This is a genomic window from Streptomyces sp. NPDC032822 (assembly GCF_055578825.1).
The window spans coordinates 64,284-88,713 of the sequence record NZ_JBVIOL010000023.1 but is presented as its reverse complement, the minus strand read 5'-3'; the positions used below and the strand labels follow the sequence as shown (position 1 = coordinate 88,713).

Genomic DNA, 24,430 nt, shown 5'->3' with positions numbered 1-24,430 from the left:
ATCACCACCGGACAGGCGGCACCCGCCTGACGCACCCATGAAGGGGGAGGGAACCGATGGGCGACATGCGGGCCATCGCCGATCGCGTCGAGATAGAGGCGCTGCGAGCCGAGATCACGGACGCGGTGATGATGCGTCACTTCGACCGCGCCGCCTCGCTGTTCACGCCCGAGGGCGCCATGCGCTGGCCGCACATCGACAAGGAGTTCGTCGGCCGAGAGGAGATCCGCGCGGGGATCGAGTGGGGCCAGTCGCTCTGGGAGTTCTTCGTGCAGAACGTCCACCCGGGCGTCATCCGGCTGGACGGCGACACCGCTACCGGCCGGGCGTACATCGAGGAGTTCGGGCGGATGCGCGACGGCGGCTCGCACCTGAACTACGCCTTGTACCACGACCGTTATGAGCGCACTGCCGACGGCTGGAAGTTCGGGGAACGCGTCTACGAGGTCCGTTACCTGGACTCCACCCCGCTCCGCGGATCGGCGCCGGAGCGCCTCGGCCTCAGCTGATCCGTCCTGCACGCCGCCACGGCGTGCCAAGGAGACATCCTGCGCGCCAAGTCGACATCCGGCGTGCCAATTTCCGAAAACGGAGGAGAGAAACCATGGCTGAGAACACCGAAGTCGTCGTCATCGGCGGCGGTTACGCCGGGGTCATGGCGGCCAACCGGCTGACGCGGCGCGACGATCTGACCGTGACGCTGATCAACAGCCGTCCGGACTTCGTCGAGCGGATCCGGCTGCACCAACTGGCCGGCGGGACGCACGAGGCCGTCAACGACTACCGGAAGATCCTGGGCGAGCGCGTCCGGCTGGTGGTCGACACCGTGACCCGGATCGACGCGACGGGACGCGGGGTGGAGCTGGCGAGCGGCGACACGGTCGGCTACGACTACCTGATCTACGCGGTGGGCAGCGGCAGCGCCGACCCGGGCGTGCCCGGAGCCGCCGAGTTCGCCCACCCGATCGCCACGTTCGAGGAGGCGCAGCGGCTGCGGTCGGTGCTCGACGCCGCTCCCGCCACGGCCCCGGTGACGGTTGTCGGCGCCGGGCCGACCGGTATCGAGACCGCCGCCGAACTGGCGGAGACGGGCCGCACCGTGACCCTGGTCTGCGGCGGGCTGCTCGGGCCCTATCTGCACCCGAACGGCCGCCGCTCGCTCGCCGAGCGGCTGGAGCGCCTCGGTGTGACCGTGCTGCAGGGCCCCGGCACGAAGGTCACGGACGTGACCGGCGACACCGTGCGCCTCGGCGACGGCCGTGAGCTGTCGAGCGAGGTCACCGTCTGGACCGCAGGGTTCGGCGTGCCGGACCTGGCCGCCCGCAGCGGGCTCACCACCGACGCCCTGGGCCGCCTGCTCACCGACGAGACCCTGACGAGCGTCGACGACGAGCGGATCGTCGCCGCCGGGGACTCGGCGGCACCGTCGGACATGCCGTTCCGGATGAGCTGCCAGGCCGCCGGCCCGCTGGGCGCACATGCCGCCGACACGGTGCTCAGCCGTATCGAGAGCGAGCGACCCGCACCGATCGACCTGGGGTTCGCCGGCCAGTGCATCAGCCTGGGGCGCCGCGCGGGCCTGTTCCAGTTCGCCCACAAGGACGACACCGCCAAGCGTCTCCACCTCGGCGGCCGGACAGGCGCGAAGGTGAAGGAGTTCGTGTGCAAGCACACCATCAAGCAGCTGGTGAACGAGGCCCGCAAGCCGGGCTCACACACCTGGGCCAAGGGCGAACAGGGCCGCCGACTGCTGCGGGCCCAGCGCCGCGAGACGGCGGCCACCGCCGAACAGTCCGCCTGAACCACGCACCGGCGGCCGGCATGAGGCCGTATGCCGACGGTCCTGGCGCACGGCTCGCCCGTGACGTCTTCCCGCGACACGAACCGAGATCATCCACCGCGCAAGACCGACTGTCGACACACCTACTGGGGGTTCAGTCATGATCCTGATCACCGGGGCCACCGGCGTCGTCGGCCGGGAAACCGTCCGCCTCCTGATGGAGGGCGGAGCGAAGGTCGCCGCTGTCACCCGCGCCCCGCACGCCGATTTCCCCGCGGGTACACAGCTCGTCCACCCCGCGAAGGTTCCCACCGTCGACGGCGTGGAGGCCGTCCTGCTCAGCCCGCGGGCCGCCGGATCCGCCGCCGTCGACCTGTTGGCCCGCGCCCGCGAGACGGGCGCGGCAAGGGTGGTCGTGCTGTCCGCCGTGACCGTGCAGTACCCGGCCGGCCACGCACGCTTCCGGCAGCGGTTCCACGCGGTCGAGGACATCGCCAAGGAGAGCGGCCTGGACTGGACGATCCTGCGCTGCGCCGATTTCGCCGCCAACACCCTGGCTTGGGCCGGGCAGATCCAGGCGACCGGAACCGTGCGCGGGGCGTACCCGCACGCGAGGACCTCGACCGTCGACGAGCGTGACATCGCCGCCGTGGCCGCCCTCGCCCTCACCGACCCGCGGCACAGCGGTCAGACGTATCTGCTCACCGGCGAGCAGTCGCTGAGCCAGCCGGAGAAGGTCGCCGCGCTCGGCGCGGCACTCGACCGGACACTGTCGTTCGTCGAGGCCGCACCGGACGAGATCCGCCGCGGCATGCTCGCCGCCGGCCTGCCCGACGAGGTACCCGACCGGCTGCTCGGTTCGCTGGCCGACTACGCCCGCGAGGCCGGGCCCACCAGCGACACCGTACGGCGGCTGCTGGGCCGCCCGGCACGCACGTACGCCACCTGGGCGCAGGACCACCGTGCCGCCTTCACCGCGGGAGGACCCCGATGAAACTCACGATCGTGGCCGCCACCGGTGGCATCGGACGGCACCTGGTCGAGCAGGCGGTGTCCGGCGGGCATGACGTCACCGCCGTGGCCCGCCGCCCACGTGAACTGCCGGGCGGCGTCCGGACGGTCGCCGTCGACCTCACCCGCCCCGACATGCCGACGCTCGCCGCGGCGGTCCGTGGCGCCGACGCCGTACTGTCCGCGCTCGGCCCGCGAAACCCGCGCACGGACGCGGGCATCACCTCGCGTGGCACCCGTGCGATCGTCGCGGCGATGCATGCCGAGCACGTCGGGCGCATCGTCATCGTCAGCGCCGCACCCGTCGGACCGGTGCCCGTGCCTGGCCGGCCGACGCCACCCAGACACGATCCCGGCGACGGCTTCTTCATGCGCTACCTGGGCGTCCCGCTGACCCGGACGATGTTCGGCCGGCACTACGCCGACCTCGCCGTCACCGAGCAGACCCTGCGCGACAGCGGACTGGAATGGACGGTGTCGCGCCCGCCCAAGCTCACTGACAAGCCGCTTACCGGCAGGTACCGGACCGCGTGGAACCGCAACATCCGAGGCGGGTTCTCCGTGTCACGCGCCGACGTCGCCCACCACATGCTCGCCATGGTGAACCGGCCGGACACCATCGAGCAGGTCGTCGGAATCGCGAACTGACGCACACCGGCCACGCACACGACCCGGGCGGCGGGTGAGGAAGCGGGCGGCGACCCGCGACGGTCACCAACAAGGTCAAGCGGATGCCTCGGCTTTCCCGCCCGCTCCTTCGCGGCCCGGGTCACCCCTCACGAAAGGACGTGATCATGACGGAGTACGCCCGTTTCGTCAGCCTCGTATGCGCGGGGCTGTTCGCCGGATTCCTCACCGCGGTCCTGGTCCTGGAACTCTCGCTCCGCGGCTTCGACAGCACCGTCTACACCCAGGTCCGGCTGGTCGAACTCGACTCCCTCGACAAACTCGCCGTCGCCACACTCCTGCCGGCGCTGATCGCCACCGCGGTACTCGTTTACCAGAGCTACCGAACGGACACCCGATGGTCGACCGTGGCCGCACTAGCTCTCCTGGTCCTCGTTCTCGGCCTCACACTCATCGTCAACCTGCCCATCAACTCCGACCAGCTCCACTGGAACGCCCAGTCCCCGCCCGCCAACTGGGCCGACGTACGCGACCGTTGGCAGGTCGCCCACGCTGTCCGGACGATGGCCGCGGTCCTCGCCTTCGCGGTCCTCGCCTTTGCAGCGCCGTTGCCTTCCACACGTCGTTCAACCTCGCCGCCGAACACCTCGGCGCGGAGGGATCGGGTGCGCGCATGAGGTGAGGGCGTCCAACGCCGGTGTGTGAAGACAGAGTTGGGCTCCCGCGCGACCGCACTCCAGGTGAAGACCGACGACCTGCCGAAGGACCCGCCGCATCTGACCAGGAAACGTTCCTCGTGAAGTGTCGGACCGCCAACTCCCTCTCAACTTCAACGGACCGAACCCGCTGCTCGCGAGTTCGACGCCAGGTTGGTCTGTGCCGAGGAAACGGCCCCGAGGGGAAGCGGCCTCGCAGTGAGCCCTCGGCGGTGGTCGGGGGCGGTCGAGGCCGGGTCTCGGCGCAGCGTGCCGGCAGCCGCGACGGACGGCGGCCGGACGTCCACGGTCGCCCGGCGACCCGCCCCTCCCTCGACGTGCGGAGGTGAGGGGCTGCTCCGACGCGGTGTCCCCCTTCGGTCCGCGGCGGCGGGCTCCGCGAGAGCTCCCGCGGGTAGGCTTCGCCTGATCAGGCGAAGTCGGCGGGGATGAGGCATGGGCGGGGTCGAGAAGGCGCGAGGTGGCGGGGCCGAGCGGGCGACGTCGCGGGATGTCGCCCGGCTTGCCGGGGTGTCGCACACGGCCGTGTCCTTCGTCTTCAACGGGCGTGCCCAGGGCAACCTCTCCGCCGAGACGCAGGAGAGGATCCGCAAGGCGGCCGAACAGCTCGGCTACCGGCCGAACGCGGTCGCCCGTGGCCTGCGCCGGAGCCGTACCGCCGTGATCGGTCTGGTCACGGACGAGATCGCCACCTCGCCGTTCGCCGGGAGGCTGCTGCGCGGGGCCATGGACATGGCGTGGAGCAGCGAGCACCTGGTGCTCACCGTCGACTCCGGGCAGGACCCGGTCGCCGAAGACGCGGCTGTCGCCGAACTCCTCGACCGCAGGGTCGACGGGATCATCTACGCCGCGCTGTCGTTGCGCCGCGCCCGGGTCCCGGAAGGGCTGCACCGCACGTACGCCGTGCTCGCCAACTGCCTCCCCGAGGACGGCTCCCTCCCGGCCGTCATCCCCGCCGAGCGGGCCGGTGGCCGCAGCGCCGCGCGCGTCCTTCTCGACGCGGGCCACCGCCGGGTCGCCCTGGTGGGCGGTCTGGACGACATCGCGACAGCGGAACGGCTGCGCGGCTTCCGGGACGCGCTGCGGACGGTGGGGCTGACCCCCGAGAAGGGCCGGATCGTGCGGACGGGAGGGGAGATCTCCGCCGGGTACGAGGGAGCGCTGCGGCTGCTGGAGGGTGTTCCCGCCCACCGGCGGCCCACGGGGATCGTCTGTTACAACGACCGGGTCGCCGCCGGTGTCCTCCACGCCGCCGCGCGCCTGGGCCTCGACGTGCCCGCCGAGCTGTCCGTCGTCGGCTACGACGACCAGGAACACATGGCGGCTTTCCTCAGCCCGCCCCTCACCACGGTCGCCCTGCCCCATCGCGCGATGGGAGAGACGGCCGTCCGCCTGCTCCTGGACGCCATCGACAGCGGGACCGCGCCGCCGGTCACCACCCGGCGGCTGGAGTGCCCCGTCGTCACGCGGGGTTCGGTGGCACCAGCTCCCAGCCCGTGACCTCGACGTCCGCCCCCGACACGGTCAGCTCCGCGATGTCGTCGCCGCGTCGGTACACCCGTTCCGTGGCCGTCGCCCGGTCACCCGCGAACAGTTCCAGCAGGGAGCCGTCCACGAGGATCCGTACGGTGAGGGTCTCGCCCGGCGGGGTCGGCAGGACCAGGGGGGCCGTGCCGTCCGGGCGGGAGCGTGGCCAGGCCGTGCGGTCCAGGGTCACCGTGCCGGACGCCGGGTCGAGCCGCACGGTCAGTTCGGCCCCGGACGCGGCCCGCAGCAGACTCAACGTCGCCGCCGAACGGGCGGTCACCAGCAGGTCGTACGCGAGGGGGAGTGGCCGGTGCGGTCCCGGTGCGGCCGTGAACGGGACGGCCGCTCGCAGGAGTTCGAGTTCCGGAGCCGGTACGACCCGTAGCGTGCCGTCCTCGTGGGTGTCCATCACCCGGGGTGCCGTGAGGACGCCGGACCAGCCCGCGCGGTCCACCTCCTCGGGCGGGCGTGACTCCCAGGACCAGCCCCAGAGCAGGGCGCGGCCGGACTCCGTGTCCTGGAGGACGGAGGGGGCGTAGAAGTCGCGTCCGAGGTCCAGGGGGCCGCCGCCCGTTCCCGCCGTGAACCTCAACTCCCCTTTGCCTGGCTCGATCAGACGTCCCGTCAGGTAAGCCGTGCTCAGCGGGTCGCCGTCCCACAGGGCCACCGCCAGGACCCAGTCGCCCCCGGGGGTCGCCCACAACTGCGGGCACTCCCAGCCGATCGCCCGATCGCCGAAGGCGCGGGCCGCCGCCGGGTCCCGGCCGTCCAGCAGGACCCCGGCGAACCGCCAGTCGTACAGGTCCTCACAGTCGTACACCAGGACGGACGGGGTGCCGTCGGCGTGGCCGGCGCCCATCAGCGCCCAGCGGCGTCCGGCGAAGCGGAAGACGAAGGGGTCCCGGAACATCGTCACGTCCAGGCCGGGTGGCGGGCCGGCGACCACCGGCACCGGCAGTTGCTTCCACCTCCGGAGGCCGTCGTCCTCGGCCACGGCGAGACAGATCGCGCTCAGTCCCTGGTGGCCGTGGTCGATCCCGGAGTACACCGCTGTCGGTACACCACCGTCGTCCACCACGCAGCCGGACCAGCAGCCCGCCTCGTCCGGGCCGTCGGGCGTGGGGCGCAGGGCGATCCCGTGGTCGTCCCAGCGGGCGAGATCGGGACTGGAGGCGTGGCCCCAGTGCACGTTCGCGTGCACGGGGGCGTCGGGGTTGTACTGGTAGAAGAGGTGATATCGATCGCCCCAGCGGAACGGGCCGTTCGGGTCGTTCATCCAGTTGGCCGGCGGGCGGACCCGGAAACGCGGGCTGTCGGCGTCGGTCTCTTCCACCAGCGACCGGCTCACGGAACTCAACGATTGACTCCTGCGGATGTGATGCCCTCGCGCAGAGGGCGCTGGCCGACGACGAAAACGGCGACGGCGGGGATCATGGAGAGGACGACTCCGGCGAGGACCACGGAGATCGAGCCGGTGCCGAGGTTGCCCTGGAGGGAGACCAGGCCCAGGGGCAGCGTGAGGTTCTCGGTGGAGGTTTCGAGGATCAGCGGCCGGAAGAACTCGTTCCAGTGGTAGTTGAAGGCCAGCACGCCGACGATGGCGAGACCGGGGGCCGCCAAGGGGGCGTACACCGACCGGAAGACGCGCCACGGACCCGCGCCGTCGATCATCGCCGCCTCGCCCAGGTCCTTCGGCATGCCCATGAAGTACTGGCGCATCAGGAAGGTGCCGAAGGCCGTCGGGAAGGCCGGGACGATGAGGCCGAGCAGGGTGTCGGTCAGACCCATCGTCTTCAGTTCCAGGAAGACCGGGACCATCGTGACCTGCAACGGCACCATCATCGTGGCCAGGACCAGCGCGAACAGCGCCTTCTTGAAGCGGAATTCGAGGCGGGCGAAGGCATAGCCCGCCAGGCCCGCGGTGATCATCTGGCCGACCGCGATCAGCCCGGTCACCAGGGTGGAGTTCAGTGCGTACAGCCAGACGTCGATCTGGTCGAAGACCCCGCGGTAGGCGTCGACGGTGGGGTCCGTGGGGATGATCTTCGGCGGCAGGTCGAAGGACTCCGCCGGCGTGCGCAGTGACGTCGACACCGTCCAGATGACCGGGCCGAGCGTCAACAGGGCGCACAGCGCCAGGCCCGCGATCCGGCCCCAGGGCGCCAGACCGTGCCGTACGCGGGACGCGGTCGGGCTCGTGCGGGGACCGGGCTTCGAACCCGATACCGGACCCGATGTCGTACCCGAGAGGGAACTCGTGCTCATGTGACTCACCCGGCTCACTGGTAGTGGACGTAACGCCGGCTGAGCCGGAACTGGAGTGCGGTGACCGCCATGATCAGGGCGAAGAGCAGGACGCCCACGGCGGACGCCTCGCCGAAGCGGAGCTGCTCGAAGGCCGTCTCGTAGATGACCATCACGACCGTGCGCGTCGAGTCGCCGGGACCGCCCGCCGTGAGGACGTACGGCTGCTCGAAGACCTGGAGGGCGTTGATGATGCCGACCACGGACGCCACAAGGAGCGTGGGCGACAGCAGCGGCAGGGTGATGGCGAGGTGCTTGCGCACCCCGCTCGCGCCGTCCAGCGAGGCCGCCTCGTGCACCTCTTTCGGGATGGTGTTCAGGCCGCCGACGAACAGCAGGAACGAGAAGCCGAACTGCTGCCAGACGTACGCCAGGACCACGGCCGCCATCGCCCCGTTCTCCGAGGTCAGCCAGGGGACCGAGGGGATACCGACCGTGCCGAGCAGCCAGTTCACGGGGCCGAAGTCTTGGTTGAACAGGTACTTCATCACCACCGAGATGGACGCGGCGGACAGCACCAGCGGGAAGAAGAACGCCGAACGGAACACGGACCGCAGCCACTTGGGCATCCGGCCGTTCACCGCGATCGCCAGCACGAGCGCGATCAGCAACTGGAGTGCGACCGCCAGCACCATGAAGACGAGCGTGTTGCGGAAGGAGACGAGGACCGTCGAATCGGTCAGGATCTCCCGGTAGTTGGCCGCTCCGGCCCACCGCGGGTCGTCGATCACGTCCCACTGGAAGAGGCTGAGGACGACCGAGCCGACGATCGGTACGACCGTGAAGACGACGATGCCGACGACGGTGGGCGCGAGGAACAGTACGGCGAGCAGGCGGGTGCCCCGGGTGCGGATGGTGGTGGCCGTGGACGTGGACTCGGATGCCTTACGGGTCCGACCGGCCTTGCGGTTCCTGCGGGTGCGGGCGGGTTCCGGCCCCACGGGCCTGATCTCGGTGTTCGTCACACTTCACGCTCCATGGCCTTCTCCAGGTCCCCCTGCAGCCGGCGCAGCGCGGGACGCACCGCGCCGGGGCTCGCGAGGGCGGTTCCGGTGTGTTTGATCAGCAGTTGCTCGACTTCGTTGACCTGCGGCGGGGCCGGGATCGGGCCGGTGGTGGGGATCTTGTCGAGGGTGTCGTAGAAGACCTGCCAGTGGGCCGGTCCCGTCTTCCGGTAGCGGGCCTCGTCGACCATGGAGCGGCGGGCCGGAGTGGTCTGGTTGGCCGCGAAGAGCTGGGTCATCACGTCCTTGCGGGCGGTGTACTTGATGAACTCCCAGGCCTCGTCGCGCATCTTCGACGTGCGCAGCATCGCGTACCCGGCGGCGCCGAACTGGTGACGGCGGGTACGCCGGCGCGGGAAGTACCGCACGTCGTAGTCGGCCGGTTTCATGCCCGCCTCATGCAGACCGCCCGCCCAGAAGCCGCCCGCGGGCGTGACACCGACGCGGCCGGTGGAGAAGACACCGACGAGGTTGCGGCCGTCGCCGCCCTCCGGCCGGGTGCACAGGCCCTCCTCGATGAGGGAGGAGAGGTAGTCGTAGACCTCCGCGACGCGGTCGGAGTCGGCCAGGGGTGTCGTCCACCGGTAGCCGCCGCCTCGACCGCGCCGCTGTGCCTCGGGATAGAAGGAGTTCCAGAGCCAGTCGCCGCCGGGGGCCTTGGACTCGGTGAGGAGGTTGGTGTCGTTGGCGAAGAGCCAGGGGACCACTCCGCCCCACAGTCGGTTGGTCCAGAAGTACGGGGTGAACCGGTCGCCGTTGCTGCGTTTCATCGCTCGCAGCAGCGTGGTGAAGTCGTCGTGGGTCCAGTCGTCGTCGGGGAGGTCGGCACCCGCGCGTTCGAGGACCCGGCTGTTGAGGTACATGTCGGCCGCGTTGAACTCGACCGGCAGTTGGTGGAGGCTCCCCTCGTACATCATCGACTCGACCAGCGAGGGATGGACGTCGGCGAAGTACGTGCGCAGCTCGGCCGCGTCCCGCTTCGCCCACCGGTCCAGCGGTACGCCGAGCCGCTGGGCGAAGAGCTGCACGCCCTCGGTGGCGACGTACACGAGGTCGGGTGCCGTGCCCGCGGCGATCTGGGTGAGGATCTTGGAGAAGAAGTCCGACCAGTCGTAGGCCTGTACGGGGTTGATGCGGATCCTGATGTCGGGGTGGACCTCGCGGAACCCGTCGCGCAGGGCGCGCTGCGCCTCGGGGTTGAAGGCGGAGCCCAGGGTGGCGATGACGAGCGAGCCGTCGTCGCGGCCGGGGATGTCGGTGGCGGTGAGGCGGTCCCATTCGGCCGCGACACCGGCCAGAGCGGCGGCTCCGGCGCCGTACGCGCCGTAGCGCATCAGGGCCCGTCGGGAGAGGAGCGAGTCGGTCATCGGCGAGCCTAACTCGTGTTAGCCGAAGTTGGATTCCACGATGATGAGAACCCCGCTGAGGCTCTGTCAAGGGATCTGCGCGGATGGGAGGTTACCGAATCGGCCGGTGCGCGAAGACTTGACCTTTAACGAGTTAGGTATACGGTTCCGCTCCACAAGAGCCGTGTCCCGACGACGATGTCGGGGAAGGGAGCCGCACGATGCGTGGCATGAAGAGGAGTTCGCTCGGCCCGGGGGAGACCCTGTCCAGGCGGTCACTGCTGACGGTCTCGGCCGTCGGCGCCGCCGGTGTCCTGCTGCCGGACCTCGTGAGACCGGCGGCGGCGGTGCCCCGCCAGGCGACGGCCGCGTGCTCGGGCAGCTACCGCGCCGAGTACCACTTCACGGTCCCCGACCAGTGGATGAACGACCCGCAGCGCCCGGTCTGGATCGACGGCGAGTACCACTACTACTACCTCTACAACCCCGACTACTCGACGCGCGGCACGACGGCCGGCACCGCCTGGCGCCTGGCCACCAGCACCGACCTGGTCTCCTTCACCGACCGGGGCATCGCCGTGCCGAAGGACACGACCCCCAACGGCGATGTCTGGTCCGGCTCGGCCGTGATCGACACCGGCAACACCGCGGGCTTCGGCGCGGGCGCGGTGATCGTCCTCGCCACCATGGCGCCCGACGACGTCACCCAGGCCCAGTACCTGTACTACTCGACGGACGGCGGCCGCACCTTCACGAACCACGGCACCGCCCCGGTCCTCCCCAACCCCGGCGTACGGGACTTCCGCGACCCCAAGGTGATCCGCGACGAGGAGCACGAGCGGTGGGTGATGCTGCTCGCCGAGAACGACAAGGTCGGCTTCTACCACTCCGCCGACCTCAAGGCGTGGACGTACGTCGGCGGCTTCATCAAGGGCGGCATCGGTGTCCTGGAGTGCCCCGACCTGTTCCGGATCAGGGCGGACGACGGGACCTGGAAATGGGTGCTGGGCGTCAGCGCCAACGGCAAGGGCTCCGGACTGCCGAGCACGTTCGCGTACTGGACGGGTTCCTTCGACGGTACGGCCTTCACCGCCGACGCGTCCGATCCCCAGTGGCTGGACCACGGTTGGGACTGGTACGCGGCCGTCACCTTCGACAAGCGGGACGCCAGCGGGGTCCTGGACCCCGAGGTGCGGTATGCGATCGGCTGGATGAACCACTGGGACTACGCGAACACCACGCCCACCATGGAGTGCGACGGCTTCAACGGCACCGACTCCATCGTCCGCGAGATCCGGCTGAAGCACGCGTCGGGTACGTACTACCTGGCGTCCCGGCCGGTGGCGGCCCTGGACGACCATGTGTCGCGCACGGTGAACCTCGGCGACATCACGGTCGACGGCACCCGGACGCTCGACTACACGGGTACCGCGTACGAGCTGACCTGTGAGATCACCTGGGACCAACTGGTGGGCGCGGGCCTTCAGTTGCGGCGGTCGTCGGACGGCGGGCGGCACATCGACGCGGGGGTCTACGGCGACTACGCCTTCGTCAACCGCGGTTACACCGTGAGCCCTGATACCTCCGGCCGCTGGCAGGAGAGCCGCACGCCGTTCGACCTGTCCGCCGGCACGGTCAGCCTGCGGATCCTCGTCGACCGCACGTCCGTCGAGATGTTCGTCGGCGACGGCCGGTACGTGCACTCGACCGAGGCCTTCCCCGACCCGTCCGACACCGCACTGGCGCTCTTCACGATCGACGGGCAGGCGGTGTTCCGGAACGTGGTGATCCGGGAGTTCACGGTCTGATCGGACCAGATCCGACGGAGGTGGCCCGGGCGCGCCGAGAGGCTGCCGACGACCGGCGCGCCAGGGCTCCGTGGACCGAGGCGGGCCGGCCCTCGGCACAGGTGACGTCGCTGCGGGTGGTGCCGGTACCGGTGGCGTGGGCCCGGAGCCGCCACGGCCGTCCGCGAGCGGATAGAACCCCGGGGTGAGGTACTTGGCTGCCCGGGAGGTAGATCTCGGCGATCGAGCGGTCGACGACGACGCGAAGTTCGGTGGGTGTGCCGGGAGCCTCGTCGGCCGGGTACGGGAGGGTGTCCGCGCCTGCCCGTGCTCGTGTGTCCGTTGACGCGTGGCTGCGATCGACGGTGAGCCGGCAGTGCCTTCACCGGTGCGGGGGCGTAGAAGTCCGGGCGCTGGGCTGCTCCAGGCGGGTGCGCCCGGCTCCGACGGGGCGGCGCTGGCGGGCAGGCCTCCCGCACCGGGAGGCCGATGCGGCGTCGTGTCGGTCCCGCAGCCGATCCCGAAGCCGGTCCCGCCGTCGGTGTCGGCGTCAGCGGCCCTTGCGCACCCGGGCCGCCGCGCGGGCCTCCGCGAGCTTGCGTGCCTCGGAGGTCTTGCGGGACTCCTTGGCAGGGTTGCCCGGGCGGGTGCCCATGCCGCGGAAGGGAGCGTTGCCGCCGCTGGTCTTCGTCCCGGCGGGCGCCCGCTTGGCCCCGGTGATCGTGGAGAGCGTCTCCTCGCCCGAGCGCACCGGTGTCACGACCGGCCGGATGCCGGCGTCGGACATCATCCGGTTCACGTCGCGCCGTTGGTTCGGGGTGACCAGGGTGACCACCATCCCGGACTCCCCGGCGCGTGCCGTACGCCCGCCCCGGTGCAGGTAGTCCTTGGCGTCCGCCGGTGGGTCGACGTTGACGACGAGGTCGAGCGCCTCGATGTGAATGCCCCGCGCGGCGACGTTGGTGGCCACCAGCACGGTGATCTCACCGTCTTTGAACTGGCCGAGCGTGTGCGTGCGTTGGGGCTGCGACTTCCCGCTGTGCAGGGCGGCGGCCCGGACACCGCAGTACCGCAGGTGACGGGTGAACTGGTCCACGGCGGCCTTCGTGTCCAGGAACATCAGCACCCGGCCGTCCCGAGCGGCGATCTCGGTCGCCGTCGCGAACTTGTCGGCGGCGTGGATGGTGAACACGTGGTGTTCCATCGTGGTGACCGAGCCCGCGATCCGGTCGACCGACGCGTGCACCGGATCGTGCAGGTAGTTCCGGACCAACTGGTCGACGTTGTGGTCGAGGGTGGCCGAGAACAGCAGTCGCTGCCCGTCGGGGCGGACCTGGTCCAGGAGGTCCGAGACCTGCGGCAGGAACCCCAGGTCGCACATCTGGTCCGCCTCGTCCAGCACCGTGATCCGCACCTGGTTCAGCAGGCAGTCCCGGCGCGACACCAGGTCGGTCAGCCGCCCCGGCGTCGCGATGACCACCTCGGCCCCGGCCCTCAGCGCCGCCTGCTGCCGGTTGATCGACAGGCCGCCGACCACCGTCGTCATCCGCACCTTCATCGTCTGCGCGTACGGTTCCAGCGCGTCGCCCACCTGCTGAGCGAGCTCCCGGGTCGGCACCAGGACCAGTGCCAGCGGCCGCTTGGGCTCCGCTCGCCGGCCGGCCGTCCGGACGAGCATCGCGAGCCCGAAGGCCAGCGTCTTGCCGGAACCGGTCCGCGCCCGGCCGAGGACGTCGCGTCCGGCCAGCGCGTTGGGCAGCGTCGCCGCCTGGATGGGGAAAGGTTCCTTCACGCCGAGGCCGGTCATCGTCCGCACCAGCTCCGGCGGCAGTCCGAGGACGTCGAAGGACGCGGCCGGAGGCAGACCCGCGGCGCCCGTCTGCGGTGTCGAGGGCGTGCCCTCGGGCACCGTCTCCGGCTGCTGCTCGCCGGCACGGGAGAGCCCTGGGGCTGGCGGCTTCGCGTTCATGAGGAACCTTCCTTGGTCTGACGCCCGCAACGCATCAGGGCCCGTACCCCTTGGTACGGGCCCCGGCGGCGTCGAAGCGTGCCCCCATTTTACCAGTGTGCCCCGGATACCCGCCGCTCCGGTCGGCCCGACCCGGACGCGGCCCGTCCCCGGGCCGTGCCAGCCGCGCCCCGACGACGGGCCGCCACCGCTGTGACACACAATTGGCCGGTCCGCGCCGGGTGTGCGGGGGAGAGGCGTCGCTGTCCTGCCGTCGCGCGGCCCGCACCGAAAGATCGCCTTCACCCTTGAGGAAGCAGTTCGCTGAGGCAGGATCCCCTGGCCCAGCGCCGGAGTACGGAGCCGTCGAGCAGGCAGGTGTTCTCCTGGCGCTGTGCCCAGCGGATGTCACGGGCCTGGAAGGTCCCCCGGTGCACGACCAGGTGGCGGTACGACTCCGCGTTCCCCCGGGGTGCACGGGGGTGCGGTAAGTCCTCGTCGGGCAGCGGCTCCGCCACCGGCCGGAACGCCACGTCGAGTTGCTGCCCGTCGGCGTGCCGGGCGTACAGCCGTGGCCGCTCGGGTGCGGGCAGCAGCCGTACGCGCCACCCGTCCCGCCGCAGCATCCGTGCCACCGCCAACGCGAGTCCCTGAGTGTCGAGTTCAAGCAGTTCCTCCGGGGTGTAGTAGCCGCGGCGGCGGCGGGCATGCGGGCGTCGGCGCCGGATCACGACCGTGACGGCGAGCAGCAGGAGAACGGTCCCGGCGACCGGGACGCCGGTCCCGGCCGCGCGGTAGCCCGCGGCGAGTCCGGCGACCACCGCGCACACCGCCGCGACCACCCCGGCGAGGGCCGGCAGGACGTCGCGGAATCGGGGCCCGGACAGGCCCTGGGCTCGCAGGCTGCGTACGGCGGAGCGTTCTCGTGAGCGGGGTGACGGGGCGGCGCTGGACGTCCACGACAGGCGTGCCACAGTGCCAGCCCCCCTGCCCCCGCTTCCACCGGTGCTTGAGCAATACCCAGCGCGCGGCCGACTGCCCACCAGGGCGGGGGATTCCGGCCACTGACGTCTGTGGCCCTCAGATGCGGTAGGCGCCTGCCGGTACGCCATGGGCGATCGCGTACGGGGTCAGGGCGATGACGCCGGCGCCACGGGAGGGAGTGTCCGGGCCGATGGTGAGAGGGCTGGAACCAAGAGCCCGGGCGATCTCCGGCGCGAGATCGAACGTGGCCCCTTTCCATTCGTCCGCGTCGTCCTCGGACTCCAGTGCCGCGTCCCATTCGGGCGGGAGGCCGAGCTCCTCGCGGCGCAGCCGCTCGAACGGCAGAGGATCGCCCAATGTCAGAAGCTCGTCCTCGCCCTCGCCGGTCTCGCAGTAGCGCCGGATCACCGTGCCGTGTTCGGCGACGAGCCAGGCGGAGCCGTCGCCCTGGGCGCCGTAGTAGTACGCCTGAGCCCGTCCGAAGCGTGCGCTGAGCGCGGTGCAGAGCCTCAGGACGTCCTCGCCGCGCTCAGCGTCGCAGGGGTCGCACCACGCTCCGAGCACGAAGGTCCACCCGTCGAGTTCGGGGGTGACGAAGACCCGGGTGAAACCGTCATGGCCGCCCGGCTCGACCCCGTGGCCGTCGTGGTCCACGATGTCGTTGCCCAGGGCGAAGGTCGCGGGTCGCGGGTCCGAGAGTCCCAGGACGCCGATGATCCCGGCCTGGTCCCCGCTCGGCACCGCGATCCAGTGATTCCCGCAGGCCCACAACGCCGTCGGCCGGTCGTCCACGAGCTTGACGCGGATGAGCCGCTCGACCGCCGCCACGTCCTCGGCGGACAGCACGCTCTCACCGCCGAGCGTCGCGAGCACGGTCAGCGCCCGTGCCCGCTGTCGGCCGGGACCCTCCCGCCGGATCCGCTGGAGGAGCGGCACGAGGCTCTCCTCGATGCCTCCGCCGCGGAACATCAGGGTGTCCTGCGCCTGCTCGGCGACCTCGCCATCGGTGTCACCGAGCAACGGCAACAGAGCGGGCACCGCTGCCAGGCCCGCCCCGTCGCAGTGCTGGATCCCCAGCACCGCCTGGCGGCGGACGAACGGCGACGGATGCGACAGCGCGTCCGTGTACCGGTCGAGGGCCTCCGCTCCCAGCCGCGCGAACGCGAAACCGACCCGAGCCCGCGTCTTCTCGGTCGGCGCGTCGAGAAGTCCCCGCACCAGGTGATCGAAGGCCACGCTTCCGATCCGCCGGAGTACGGGAACGGCCTCCCGCCATTCGACGGTTGACGACTCGTCCGCCAACTCACGCACGATCACCCCTGCCGCCACGGCCCCACCCGCGGCCAGGACGTCCGCCGCCGCGATACGCCGATCCGGACGGCCCAGGTCCTTCACCAGGTCCACGTCCATGAATCCCCCGATGCTCGTCCAGTCGGCGCCGCCATGGTCGCACATACGTACGATATCGGCTCGGCTCGTACCCTTCTCCCGAAACGCCACCGGCCGCGCGGGCGCCCCATGTGAACGGGAACCACGGGAGCAACGGCTGCGTCCCTTCCCTCAGTTGATCAACGACCTTCCCTGCGCGTCGCCAAGCCGCCATGGAAGGGAATGGGGAGTGCGTGAGCGAACGGCGGCAGGATCAGGAGGCGGAGACTCCGCCCGTCGGTACGGACCCCTGGTGGGCGGGCCTGGGGCCGGTCGGCGGACTGCTCCTGACCGCCCTCGGCGTGGTGGCGCTGCTGTGGCTGTTCCTGAGCGGCACCGCGTTCGACGAGCGCTGGGGCACCTACTACGGGGCCGCCAAGGTCGTGGCCGCCGGTGCGGTGATCGCCGGGACGACCCTCCTCTCCCGTCACCGCGGGCGACGGGCCACCGACGGGACCGATTCCGGCACCGCGTCACCACCCGACTGACACACCGTCAACGACGCCCCCTCGAAACGCCCCTCGTACGGGTGTGGGGCGCTCCCGTTGGTTGTACGGGCGTCCGCGTTGGGTAAATGCTTACGTTGTGAAGTGAGTTGGGGTGTGCGGACGTCTGCCCGGGGGTGGTTGAGGTGGCGGCTGGTGCGATCCAGGGCGACACGTTCGATCTCAAAGAGCTGTTCGGGCAGGCCCGTTACCGCATCGAGTACTACCAGCGGGAGTACGCGTGGTCGGCCGAGGACGTCCGCACGCTGGTGGAGGACCTCTTCGCGGCCTTCGAGGAATTCGAGACACTGGGGCGTCAGGGCAGGGCACACCAAAGGGACCAGGAAGCGTTCTTCCTCGGCCCGTTCGTGTACGTCCAGCAGTCCCGCAGCCAGCGGTTCCTCGTGGACGGACAGCAGCGGTTCACCACGCTGCACCTGCTGTTCCTGCACCTCTACCGGGCTGCCGGTGATTGGGAGCAGCGGAACGCGGCCAGCAAACTGGACCGGGTCATCACCGACTTCGGCCATGGTGACCGGCCGATGTTCCGTCTCGACATCGAGGAACGCCAGAACGTGCTGGAGGCCCTCTACCGCGGCCGGCCCTACGAAGTGCCGCCGCAGGCCTCACTGTCGGTGCGGAACCTGTGCGAACGCAGCCGGCAGATCGCCGACCTCCTGGAAGCCCGGCTGGAGGCCGAGCGCTGTCCGCAGTTCGTGGACTGGCTGCTGTCGAAGGTAGTGATGGTCGGCATCCGCGCCCCCAACTACGGCAGCGGCTTCCGGATCTTCGAGTCGATGAACGACCGCGGAGCCCGACTGACCCCGGTCGACCTGGTGAAGAGCTTCCTGCTGTCGAACGTCGGCAGGGACGAGGAGAAGCTCAACGTGCAGTGGCGACACATGCTCGCCGAACTCACCGGCGTCCGCGACGACATGGACGCACCCCGCACCTTCCTCAAGGCCGCGCTGCTGGCCCGCTACGCCGACTTCGGCGAGGACACCGACACGGCCGACGGGCCGCAGATCGACGCCGCACTGCACATCTGGGTGCGCAGAAACCGCGAACGCATCGGACTGCGCCAGGCGGACGACTTCTTCCGCCTCGTCGAGGACCTCCTGCGGCTGGCGGCCCATCACCGCACCTTCCTGCAAGCCTGCAAACGCCCCTACTTCGACCAGGGGCTGGCCGGGCTCTACTACAACGAGACCAACGGCCTGACCGGCCAGATGGCCTTGATCCTGGCGGCGATCCAGCCACACGACACCGACACGTCGGCCAGGCAGAAGGCGGCCCTGATCGCCAACCTCCTCGATCGTCTCTACGTCGAGCGAGTCCTCAACGACGAACCCGTCCAGGCCGGGGACTTCCAGAACGACATCCACCGCCTCATTCCCCGCCTGAGAGCCTGCGCCACGGTCGCCGACGTCGCCCAAGCGCTCTCGGCCGAACTGCCCGACACCGCCTTCGAACAGATCGCCACGTTCGGAATGCGCGGCAACAACAAGGCCCAAGTGCGCTATCTCCTGGCCCGCCTGACCGCGCACGTCGAAACCGGACTGGGCGGAACCGACCTCAGCACCGGCTACCTCGGCGCCGAGCACACCTGGCGGATCGAGCACCTCTACGCCGACCGTTCAGAACGTCATGTCCCGCACGAGGCGCCGGACGAGGCCACCTTCCGTGCCTGGCGTGCCCGCCTCGGCGTCCTGGTCCTGCTGCGGCAGCGCGACGACACCGGCCACAAAGACCTGCCCCTGGCGACCAAACGGCACCAGTACGCCGGGGAGAACGCCCTGGCCGCGATCCTCGCCCCCGACTACCGCAGGAACCACCCCGCCCTGAAGGGGTTCATCGCGGACAACGACATCGAACGCCACTTCCACGAGCTGGGCCGCGCCACGATGAAGCAGGCCGTCGAAACCCGCGGCGAGCTGTACCGCCGCCTGTGCCTGCGCATCTGGGACCCCCACCGCCTCGGGCTGCGCCCACCCGCCCCCCAGCACCCCACCGGCCGGACACCACGTTCCGCCCCTCCGGCCCGACCGGCGCCCACACCAGGCCGTCGCCCGCTGCGCACCGACCTGGCCTGGATGATGCGCGAGGGCGTCCTGGCCCCGGGCACCCTGCTGGAGGCCGACCACAGAGGTCACCGCTATACGGCCACGGTCGACGCCGACGGCGTCATCACCCTGCCCAGCGGCGACCCCTACAACAGCGCGGACGAGGCCGGGAAAACCGTGTGCGGCACTCGCCGCTGCACCGGCATGGCCTTCTGGCACATCACCACCGACGACGGCCGCAGGCTGTCCCTGCGCGAAGTCCGCAACCAGTCCCGGCGCCGACGGCCGGCTGCACAGTGGTCGAAGCAGCCGGCACGGGTCCCGCTGCCCGGCGAGATCCGCTAGGCCACGTCGCCTCGGTTCACGAGGTCATCTCGGTTGATGACGTCCGTCCGTCGAACTGCCAGGTGTGGACCTCGACAGCGGCGTAGCGCTCCGCGGTCAGGACCGCGAGTGCTGTGTCACGGTCCGGCGCTCGGACCAGTGCCGCCGTACCCAGCCAAGCTGTACCGTCGTCGGACAGCAGCGGTCCGTAGGCGATCAGTTCGTCCGCGCAGGCCGGTACCGCGAGGTCTGCGGCCTGCCCCGCGCCGTGGCCGAGCACCAGGTACCTGCTGCCACCGGTCGCGCCGCTGGGGAAGTCCCACATGGCGCGCCCCAGCGTGTTGCGCCACCGGCGCAGCAGCATGTCCCGGTACACACCGGCCTGGTAGTTGGGCTCGTCGAAGGCGAACGGCCCGGGCAGCGGCGGGATCCGGCAGGTCGACGATGTGCACGCTGCCGGTGGGTGTGTCGCCGTCACTCCCGAAGGTCGGCCCACGGGCGATTGGGAAAAGCGCCAATTCGCCCGGGACGTGCTCCGGGCGCGGAGTCAGATCTCCCAGGAGCGCAGGGCGTCCGCCACCGAGTAGATCGTCAGCCGGGTCTCGCGGACCTTCCTGATCAGATCCGACAGCGCCCCGTACGGGGGATCGATTCCCTGCCCGGACTGGGCCATGAACTGGGCCGCGACGAACGCGGCGAACAGGCTGTTGCGATACGGCAGTGGCTCAAGGCGCACGATGGTGTGCAGCAGCGCCGCCGCCCGCCACGCGGTATCGGGATTGGACGTCTCAAGGGTCGGCATGCGCGTCCGGTGCCGGGCCACGGCCGCCACGAGCGCCGAGTAGTCGGTGACCGAGACGTCGCCGTTTCCGAGCGCCGCCTCCTGGACGTCCAGGAGCCAGGAGACGTCGATGTAGAGGATCTCGCTCATCAGGCGGCGGTGGCTCCCCGGTCACGCTGTGACGGAGGCACCTCGTCGGGGAAGGCGTCGTCGAACTCGTCACGCAGTTTGTCCGCCCAGGAGGCGGCACCGGCGACGAACCGCTTGCGGTGCATCTCGCGAACGCCGAGGTCGTGCATGTACTGCTTGAGGCTCTTGCCCTCGGCGGCGGCTGCCGCACGGACGCCTTCCATCTCCTCGTCCGTAAAGGTCACATTCAACGATGGCATGACAGGCATGGTACCTAGCAGGTACCTGATCGCGCCAGAGCGGGGGAAGTCCCCCGCGAACGCGGCGCGGCACGGCATTCGCCGTCCGCGTGCGGCAGCGGTGTTCGGGCTGTTCGGGCGGACGTACACTCGGCGTATGAGTCGTGCACATGCCGTGGGGGAGCGCCTGCAACAGGCCGCCCCTGTGATGTGCCCGGCCGCCCTGGGACCGGTGCCGTTCGGCCCGGCGACGGCGGCCGACATCGACGCGCCCGCGACCGGCCGCGTTGCGCTGCACGGCCACGGCTAGCGATTCCTCATGTCCTGCCCGGGCGGATCACCGGTCTGACCCGGTCCGGTTGCTCCGGTTGCTCCGGTTGTTCCGGCAGTTTCCTCAGACACCTCGCAGGACCCGCGAGACACCTCACAGGACTCGCGCCGTCGCCGTGAGCCGCCACGCATCCGGCTCTCGGCTCTGATCGAACGCGCCCGCGGCAGGCGCTCCACGACATCACCGCAGCTTCCGGCGCACCGCCGGGGCTGTCGCCTGGCGAAGCCCGTACAACAGGCCGAGCCACCTTCGAAAGGATCACCGTGAAGCTGAGCGAGTTGCTGGCGGGGCAGGAGCATCACGTTCTGCAGGGCGACCCGGCGAGGACGTGGATCACCACGGGCACCACCTTCGACGTCGCCCGGGTGACGCCGGGGTCGCTGTTCATCGCCGTTCCCGGTCATCGCGAGGGCGGTCCCGCCGCGATGGCCCCGGCTCTCGCCCGCGGCGCGACGGCGATACTCGTCGACGCCGTGACACCGGCGGACGCGGTGTCGGCGTGGGCGTCGGATCCCGGCGTGTGCGTCGTCCGCGTACCCGACACCCGGACGACCGCCGCGGTCGTCGCCTCCCGCTACTTCGGTGAGCCGGGGCGCGGGATGGACCTGGTGGCGATCACCGGCACCAACGGCAAGACCTCGATCTCGTACATGGTCGAGTCGGTGCTGCGGATCTCCGAGGGCTCGAAGGTAGGCGTCATCGGGACGGCCGGCAGCCGGATAGGCGACGAGCTCATCCCGATGCCCAGGTCCGTCCTGACCACGCCGGAGTCGCCGGACCTGCAGTACCTGCTGGGCTGCATGCGCGACCGCGGAGTCGGCAGCGTGGTGTTGGAGGCCACTTCCATGGGACTGCTGACGCACCGCATGGACCGAACGTTCGTCGATGTCGGTGTCTTCACCAACCTGACGCAGGATCACCTGGACGATCACGGAACGATGGCGAACTACCGGGACGCCAAACTGCGCCTGTTCCAGGGCCTGTGCCGGCACGCGGTGGTCAACGCCGACGACCCGGTGGGAGTCGCGATCCAGGCGATGATGCCGGACCGGGTGACCACGTACGCGCTGGACGCCGAGGCGGACTACCGGGCCACCGACATCAGCGTGGACGCCTCCGGCACCCGGTTCACGCTCCATCACGACGGGCGCAAGCTCCCGGCGGCGATCCCCATCCCGGGCCGTTTCTCGGTGGCCAACGCGCTGGCCACCGTGGCGGCCTGCCATGTGCTGGGCCACGACCTGGGCGGACTGGTCGCCGCCCTGGACCGGATGCCCGCGGTGCCCGGCCGGTTCGAGCGGGTCGGGACGCCGAGCGGCACGTCGGTGATCGTGGACTACGCCCACTCACCGGACTCCCTGGACAAGGTCCTGACCACGATCCGCGGCTTCGTGAAGGGCCGGGTCATCACGGTCTTCGGGTGCGGCGGGGACCGGGACGTCACCAAGCGTGCGGACATGGGCAGGATCGCAGGAACCCACTCCGACCTGTGCGTCCTCACGTCGGACAACCCCCGCAACGAGGACCCCCAGGTCATTCTCGACCAGATCGTTCCGGGCATCGTGGCCACCGGCACCCCGTTCGAACAGTTCACCGACCGCCGTCAGGCCGTCGCCTTCGCGCTCTCCGCGGCGGCCCCGGACGACATCGTCCTGATCGCCGGCAAAGGTAGCGAACCCCACCAGATCGTCGGCGAGGAACTGATCCCGTTCAGCGACATGGCGACCGTCCTCGAACTCACCCGGGGATAGCGGGCACCCGACAGGGGCGTCACCCCGGCGGCCGGGCCGCGGGCGCCGACCGCCGACCGCCGACGAGATCGTCACGAAGGTCGACGCGCCCGACGCCCCGGCCACCGGCACCGACTTCGACGACGTCCTGAACGGCCGTGTCCCGGCGACCGCTTCACCACCCTCCCCGGCGGTCGACGGCGCGGCCAAGTACGCCTTCCTGGAGGACTACTTGGAGTCCCGGACGACGGCGTACTGATCCCGAGGGCGGAGAAGAGGCCGCGCCGTATCGTTCAACAGCAGCTGCTCCGGGGGTGGTTCTCCCGAGTCCGCGTCCTCAACCAGGACCCGGCCGACCCCGGCGGGCTGGTGGCGCGCCCGGGGTGAGGCTCGTGTCAGGGGCGGGGTGCGGAAGCGCGCGCCCGAGCCGGGCGAGCGGGGACAGGACCATCAGCGTGGGGGACAGCATCATGCCCGCGGCCGTCACCAGGAGGCTGGTGCGCAACCCCCACTCCCTCGCGAGAAAGCCGCCGAGTAGGGAGCCGAGCGGAGCCATCCCCATGCCGACGAACGTGATCGTCGCTGCCGCGCGGCCCTGCATCCCGTCCGGAGTGCGGGCCTGTCGCACCGCCATGACCGTGACATTCACCAACTGGCCGCCGGTCCCGAACACGAAGCTGATCGCCACGAGCGCGGGAATGGTCAGCGCGGAGGAACCGTGCAGCGCCGGCACGCACAGGAACGCGCCGTCACCCACCACGGCCGCAGCCACGAGCACCGGGCCGTACCCGAACCGGTTCGGCAGCCGGGCGGCCAGCATCGAACCCAGGAGAGCGCCCGGCCCGGTCGCCGCGAGCGCCAGTCCGACAGCGGTGCCGGACAGGTGCAGTTCCCGGGGCAGGAAGAGCAGGTAGACGGTCATGGTGGCCGCGAAGGAGAACTGGAAGGCGGCCGAGGCGAGGCACACGGTCCGCAGCGAGGTGTCGCCGACGACGAACCGGAGGCCCTCCTGGATCCGACGCCAGACCCGAGGCGAACGTTCCGAGTGCTCCGGGTGCTCCGGGATCGACGGGGTCGATGAGGGCGGCGGGATGGGCGGGATCGATTCGCGGCGGCGGATCCGGCGGATCGACAGGAACGACAGCGCGAAGAACAGTGCGCCGGTGGCGGCCGCGATCGGCGCCGACAGCAGGGACACCAACGCACCGCCGAGGGCCGGACCGCCGATCTGCGCGGCGGACCGGCTGCCTTCGAGCGCACTGTTGCCCCGCACCAACTCCTCACGTCTCACCAGCCGTACGAGAGACGCCTGGTAGGCCACGTCGAAGAACACGGACAGGGCCCCGACGGTGAAGGCGACCACGAACAGCGCGGGCAGACCGAGCCAGCCGAACAGCCCGGCCACCGCGGCGGAACCCAGCGCCACGGCCCGGCCGATGTCGGTCAGCACCATCACCGTGCGGGTCCGCCATCGGTCCACCCACGCGCCGACGAAGAGCGAGAGCAGCAGGATCGGCGCCTGCCCCACTGCCCGGAGGACGCCCAGCTGCCCGGCACCGGCTTCGAGCGTCAGGACGGCGAAGAGCGGAAGCACCACCACAGTGGTGTGCTCGCCGAGTTGGGAGACCGTCTGGCCCACCCAGAGTCGACGGAAGTCGGCGTCCCGCCACAGGTTCGGTCTCGGCGGCACAGGCCGACCGGAAGCGGATTCGGCAGAGGAAGCGGAAGCGGACGACACCGGGATCCCTTGAGTTGCCCAGAACGAGGAGGCCCGCCGATCCCGGGCGCCCGGAAGGCACTCCGGCGGTTCAGGCGGGAGAAGGCTCGCTGTGCCGCACCGTCGAGGGCAGCACGCGATGACGGGCCGATCACGGCCTACGACGTCA

The 24,430-nt window shown here is 70.7% G+C and carries 21 protein-coding genes and 1 pseudogene; 11 read left to right on the top strand and 11 right to left on the bottom strand.

The features are described 5' to 3' along the window. Positions 1–56: 56 nt before the first annotated feature. From ACZ5VD_RS38580 to ACZ5VD_RS38555, 6 genes are all read left to right on the top strand, one after another. Positions 57–509, top strand: coding sequence for a nuclear transport factor 2 family protein (locus ACZ5VD_RS38580; protein WP_468685120.1), 453 nt, complete (start codon positions 57–59; stop codon positions 507–509). A 95-nt stretch (positions 510–604) separates the two neighbouring features. Next, positions 605–1,801 carry an NAD(P)/FAD-dependent oxidoreductase gene (locus tag ACZ5VD_RS38575; RefSeq protein ID WP_468553773.1) on the top strand — a complete coding sequence of 399 codons (1,197 nt, stop codon included), beginning with the start codon at positions 605–607 and terminating at the stop codon, positions 1,799–1,801. Positions 1,802–1,940: 139 nt separating this feature from the next. Beyond that, a complete protein-coding gene (locus ACZ5VD_RS38570; protein ID WP_468685118.1) occupies positions 1,941–2,774 on the top strand; it encodes an NAD(P)H-binding protein in 834 nt (277 codons plus the stop codon). Further along, the gene (locus ACZ5VD_RS38565) at positions 2,771–3,439 is read left to right on the top strand and encodes an NAD(P)-dependent oxidoreductase (protein WP_468553775.1); all 669 of its coding nucleotides are present in this window, start codon (positions 2,771–2,773) and stop codon (positions 3,437–3,439) included. Before ACZ5VD_RS38570 ends, ACZ5VD_RS38565 begins: the two co-directional genes overlap by 4 nt. A gap of 146 nt (positions 3,440–3,585) precedes the next feature. Continuing rightward, positions 3,586–4,095 (top strand): anthrone oxygenase family protein, encoded by a 510-nt coding sequence (locus ACZ5VD_RS38560; protein ID WP_468685116.1) that lies wholly within the window; start codon positions 3,586–3,588, stop codon positions 4,093–4,095. 474 nt (positions 4,096–4,569) lie between these two features. Next, positions 4,570–5,634, top strand: coding sequence for a LacI family DNA-binding transcriptional regulator (locus ACZ5VD_RS38555; protein WP_468685114.1), 1,065 nt, complete (start codon positions 4,570–4,572; stop codon positions 5,632–5,634). Here ACZ5VD_RS38555 and ACZ5VD_RS38550 read toward each other — a convergent pair. The 4 genes from ACZ5VD_RS38550 to ACZ5VD_RS38535 form a co-directional block, all read right to left on the bottom strand. Beyond that, positions 5,597–6,997: a glycoside hydrolase family 32 protein gene (locus tag ACZ5VD_RS38550; RefSeq protein WP_468685129.1), complete on the bottom strand. Its 1,401-nt coding sequence runs from the start codon at positions 6,995–6,997 to the stop codon at positions 5,597–5,599. The two genes, ACZ5VD_RS38555 and ACZ5VD_RS38550, sit on opposite strands and share 38 nt — an antisense overlap. A gap of 17 nt (positions 6,998–7,014) precedes the next feature. Further along, on the bottom strand, positions 7,015–7,794 hold the full coding sequence (locus ACZ5VD_RS38545) for a carbohydrate ABC transporter permease (RefSeq protein WP_468553833.1): 780 nt from the start codon (positions 7,792–7,794) through the stop codon (positions 7,015–7,017). A gap of 146 nt (positions 7,795–7,940) precedes the next feature. Next, positions 7,941–8,930, bottom strand: coding sequence for a carbohydrate ABC transporter permease (locus tag ACZ5VD_RS38540; protein ID WP_468553778.1), 990 nt, complete (start codon positions 8,928–8,930; stop codon positions 7,941–7,943). Continuing rightward, a complete protein-coding gene (locus tag ACZ5VD_RS38535; protein ID WP_468685113.1) occupies positions 8,927–10,336 on the bottom strand; it encodes an ABC transporter substrate-binding protein in 1,410 nt (469 codons plus the stop codon). The genes ACZ5VD_RS38540 and ACZ5VD_RS38535 overlap by 4 nt, the downstream gene beginning before the upstream one ends. Before the next feature lie 209 nt (positions 10,337–10,545). Between ACZ5VD_RS38535 and ACZ5VD_RS38530 the strand changes: the two genes are divergently transcribed. After that, positions 10,546–12,123: a glycoside hydrolase family 32 protein gene (locus ACZ5VD_RS38530; protein ID WP_468685111.1), complete on the top strand. Its 1,578-nt coding sequence runs from the start codon at positions 10,546–10,548 to the stop codon at positions 12,121–12,123. Between the two features lie 529 nt (positions 12,124–12,652). On the opposite strand, the gene ACZ5VD_RS38525 is transcribed toward ACZ5VD_RS38530, so the two are convergent. From ACZ5VD_RS38525 to ACZ5VD_RS38515, 3 genes are all read right to left on the bottom strand, one after another. After that, positions 12,653–14,071 carry a DEAD/DEAH box helicase gene (locus ACZ5VD_RS38525; protein WP_468553781.1) on the bottom strand — a complete coding sequence of 473 codons (1,419 nt, stop codon included), beginning with the start codon at positions 14,069–14,071 and terminating at the stop codon, positions 12,653–12,655. Between the two features lie 281 nt (positions 14,072–14,352). Then, entirely contained in the window at positions 14,353–15,024 is a 672-nt protein-coding gene (locus ACZ5VD_RS38520) for a hypothetical protein (protein WP_468685110.1), read from the bottom strand. Positions 15,025–15,130: 106 nt separating this feature from the next. Next, a complete protein-coding gene (locus ACZ5VD_RS38515; RefSeq protein ID WP_468685108.1) occupies positions 15,131–16,489 on the bottom strand; it encodes a HEAT repeat domain-containing protein in 1,359 nt (452 codons plus the stop codon). Positions 16,490–16,656: 167 nt separating this feature from the next. Between ACZ5VD_RS38515 and ACZ5VD_RS38510 the strand changes: the two genes are divergently transcribed. Together ACZ5VD_RS38510 and ACZ5VD_RS38505 are read left to right on the top strand one after the other, a co-directional pair. Beyond that, positions 16,657–16,950 (top strand): hypothetical protein, encoded by a 294-nt coding sequence (locus ACZ5VD_RS38510; protein ID WP_468685106.1) that lies wholly within the window; start codon positions 16,657–16,659, stop codon positions 16,948–16,950. A 143-nt stretch (positions 16,951–17,093) separates the two neighbouring features. After that, positions 17,094–19,355, top strand: coding sequence for a GmrSD restriction endonuclease domain-containing protein (locus ACZ5VD_RS38505; protein ID WP_468685105.1), 2,262 nt, complete (start codon positions 17,094–17,096; stop codon positions 19,353–19,355). A 16-nt stretch (positions 19,356–19,371) separates the two neighbouring features. On the opposite strand, the pseudogene ACZ5VD_RS38500 reads toward ACZ5VD_RS38505, so the two are convergent. The 3 genes and pseudogenes from ACZ5VD_RS38500 to ACZ5VD_RS38490 all read right to left on the bottom strand — a co-directional run bounded on the left by ACZ5VD_RS38500 (position 19,372) and on the right by ACZ5VD_RS38490 (position 20,504). Next, positions 19,372–19,894: pseudogene (locus ACZ5VD_RS38500) on the bottom strand (YciI family protein). Beyond that, positions 19,882–20,265 carry a toxin Doc gene (locus ACZ5VD_RS38495; RefSeq protein ID WP_468553786.1) on the bottom strand — a complete coding sequence of 128 codons (384 nt, stop codon included), beginning with the start codon at positions 20,263–20,265 and terminating at the stop codon, positions 19,882–19,884. The pseudogene ACZ5VD_RS38500 and the gene ACZ5VD_RS38495 overlap by 13 nt, the downstream one beginning before the upstream one ends. Beyond that, positions 20,265–20,504: a hypothetical protein gene (locus tag ACZ5VD_RS38490; protein WP_468553787.1), complete on the bottom strand. Its 240-nt coding sequence runs from the start codon at positions 20,502–20,504 to the stop codon at positions 20,265–20,267. Before ACZ5VD_RS38490 ends, ACZ5VD_RS38495 begins: the two co-directional genes overlap by 1 nt. 136 nt (positions 20,505–20,640) lie before the next feature. Between ACZ5VD_RS38490 and ACZ5VD_RS38485 the strand changes: the two genes are divergently transcribed. Then, positions 20,641–20,793 (top strand): hypothetical protein, encoded by a 153-nt coding sequence (locus tag ACZ5VD_RS38485; protein ID WP_468685103.1) that lies wholly within the window; start codon positions 20,641–20,643, stop codon positions 20,791–20,793. A 284-nt stretch (positions 20,794–21,077) separates the two neighbouring features. Further along, a complete protein-coding gene (locus ACZ5VD_RS38480; protein WP_468553789.1) occupies positions 21,078–22,565 on the top strand; it encodes a UDP-N-acetylmuramoyl-L-alanyl-D-glutamate--2,6-diaminopimelate ligase in 1,488 nt (495 codons plus the stop codon). A gap of 316 nt (positions 22,566–22,881) precedes the next feature. Here ACZ5VD_RS38480 and ACZ5VD_RS38475 read toward each other — a convergent pair whose 3' ends face one another. Next, positions 22,882–24,234, bottom strand: coding sequence for an MFS transporter (locus ACZ5VD_RS38475; protein ID WP_468685102.1), 1,353 nt, complete (start codon positions 24,232–24,234; stop codon positions 22,882–22,884). Positions 24,235–24,430 lie beyond the last annotated feature (196 nt).

Coding starts and splice junctions, on each gene's coding strand:
- ACZ5VD_RS38530 (WP_468685111.1), top strand. CDS start 10,546: ATGAAGAGGAGTTCGCTCGGCCCGGGGGAGACCCTGTCCAGGCGGTCA.
- ACZ5VD_RS38495 (WP_468553786.1), bottom strand. CDS start 20,265: ATGAGCGAGATCCTCTACATCGACGTCTCCTGGCTCCTGGACGTCCAG.
- ACZ5VD_RS38580 (WP_468685120.1), top strand. CDS start 57: ATGGGCGACATGCGGGCCATCGCCGATCGCGTCGAGATAGAGGCGCTG.
- ACZ5VD_RS38485 (WP_468685103.1), top strand. CDS start 20,641: ATGAGTCGTGCACATGCCGTGGGGGAGCGCCTGCAACAGGCCGCCCCT.
- ACZ5VD_RS38575 (WP_468553773.1), top strand. CDS start 605: ATGGCTGAGAACACCGAAGTCGTCGTCATCGGCGGCGGTTACGCCGGG.
- ACZ5VD_RS38570 (WP_468685118.1), top strand. CDS start 1,941: ATGATCCTGATCACCGGGGCCACCGGCGTCGTCGGCCGGGAAACCGTC.
- ACZ5VD_RS38560 (WP_468685116.1), top strand. CDS start 3,586: ATGACGGAGTACGCCCGTTTCGTCAGCCTCGTATGCGCGGGGCTGTTC.
- ACZ5VD_RS38565 (WP_468553775.1), top strand. CDS start 2,771: ATGAAACTCACGATCGTGGCCGCCACCGGTGGCATCGGACGGCACCTG.
- ACZ5VD_RS38555 (WP_468685114.1), top strand. CDS start 4,570: ATGGGCGGGGTCGAGAAGGCGCGAGGTGGCGGGGCCGAGCGGGCGACG.
- ACZ5VD_RS38490 (WP_468553787.1), bottom strand. CDS start 20,504: ATGCCATCGTTGAATGTGACCTTTACGGACGAGGAGATGGAAGGCGTC.
- ACZ5VD_RS38525 (WP_468553781.1), bottom strand. CDS start 14,071: ATGAACGCGAAGCCGCCAGCCCCAGGGCTCTCCCGTGCCGGCGAGCAG.
- ACZ5VD_RS38535 (WP_468685113.1), bottom strand. CDS start 10,336: ATGACCGACTCGCTCCTCTCCCGACGGGCCCTGATGCGCTACGGCGCG.
- ACZ5VD_RS38515 (WP_468685108.1), bottom strand. CDS start 16,489: ATGTGCGACCATGGCGGCGCCGACTGGACGAGCATCGGGGGATTCATG.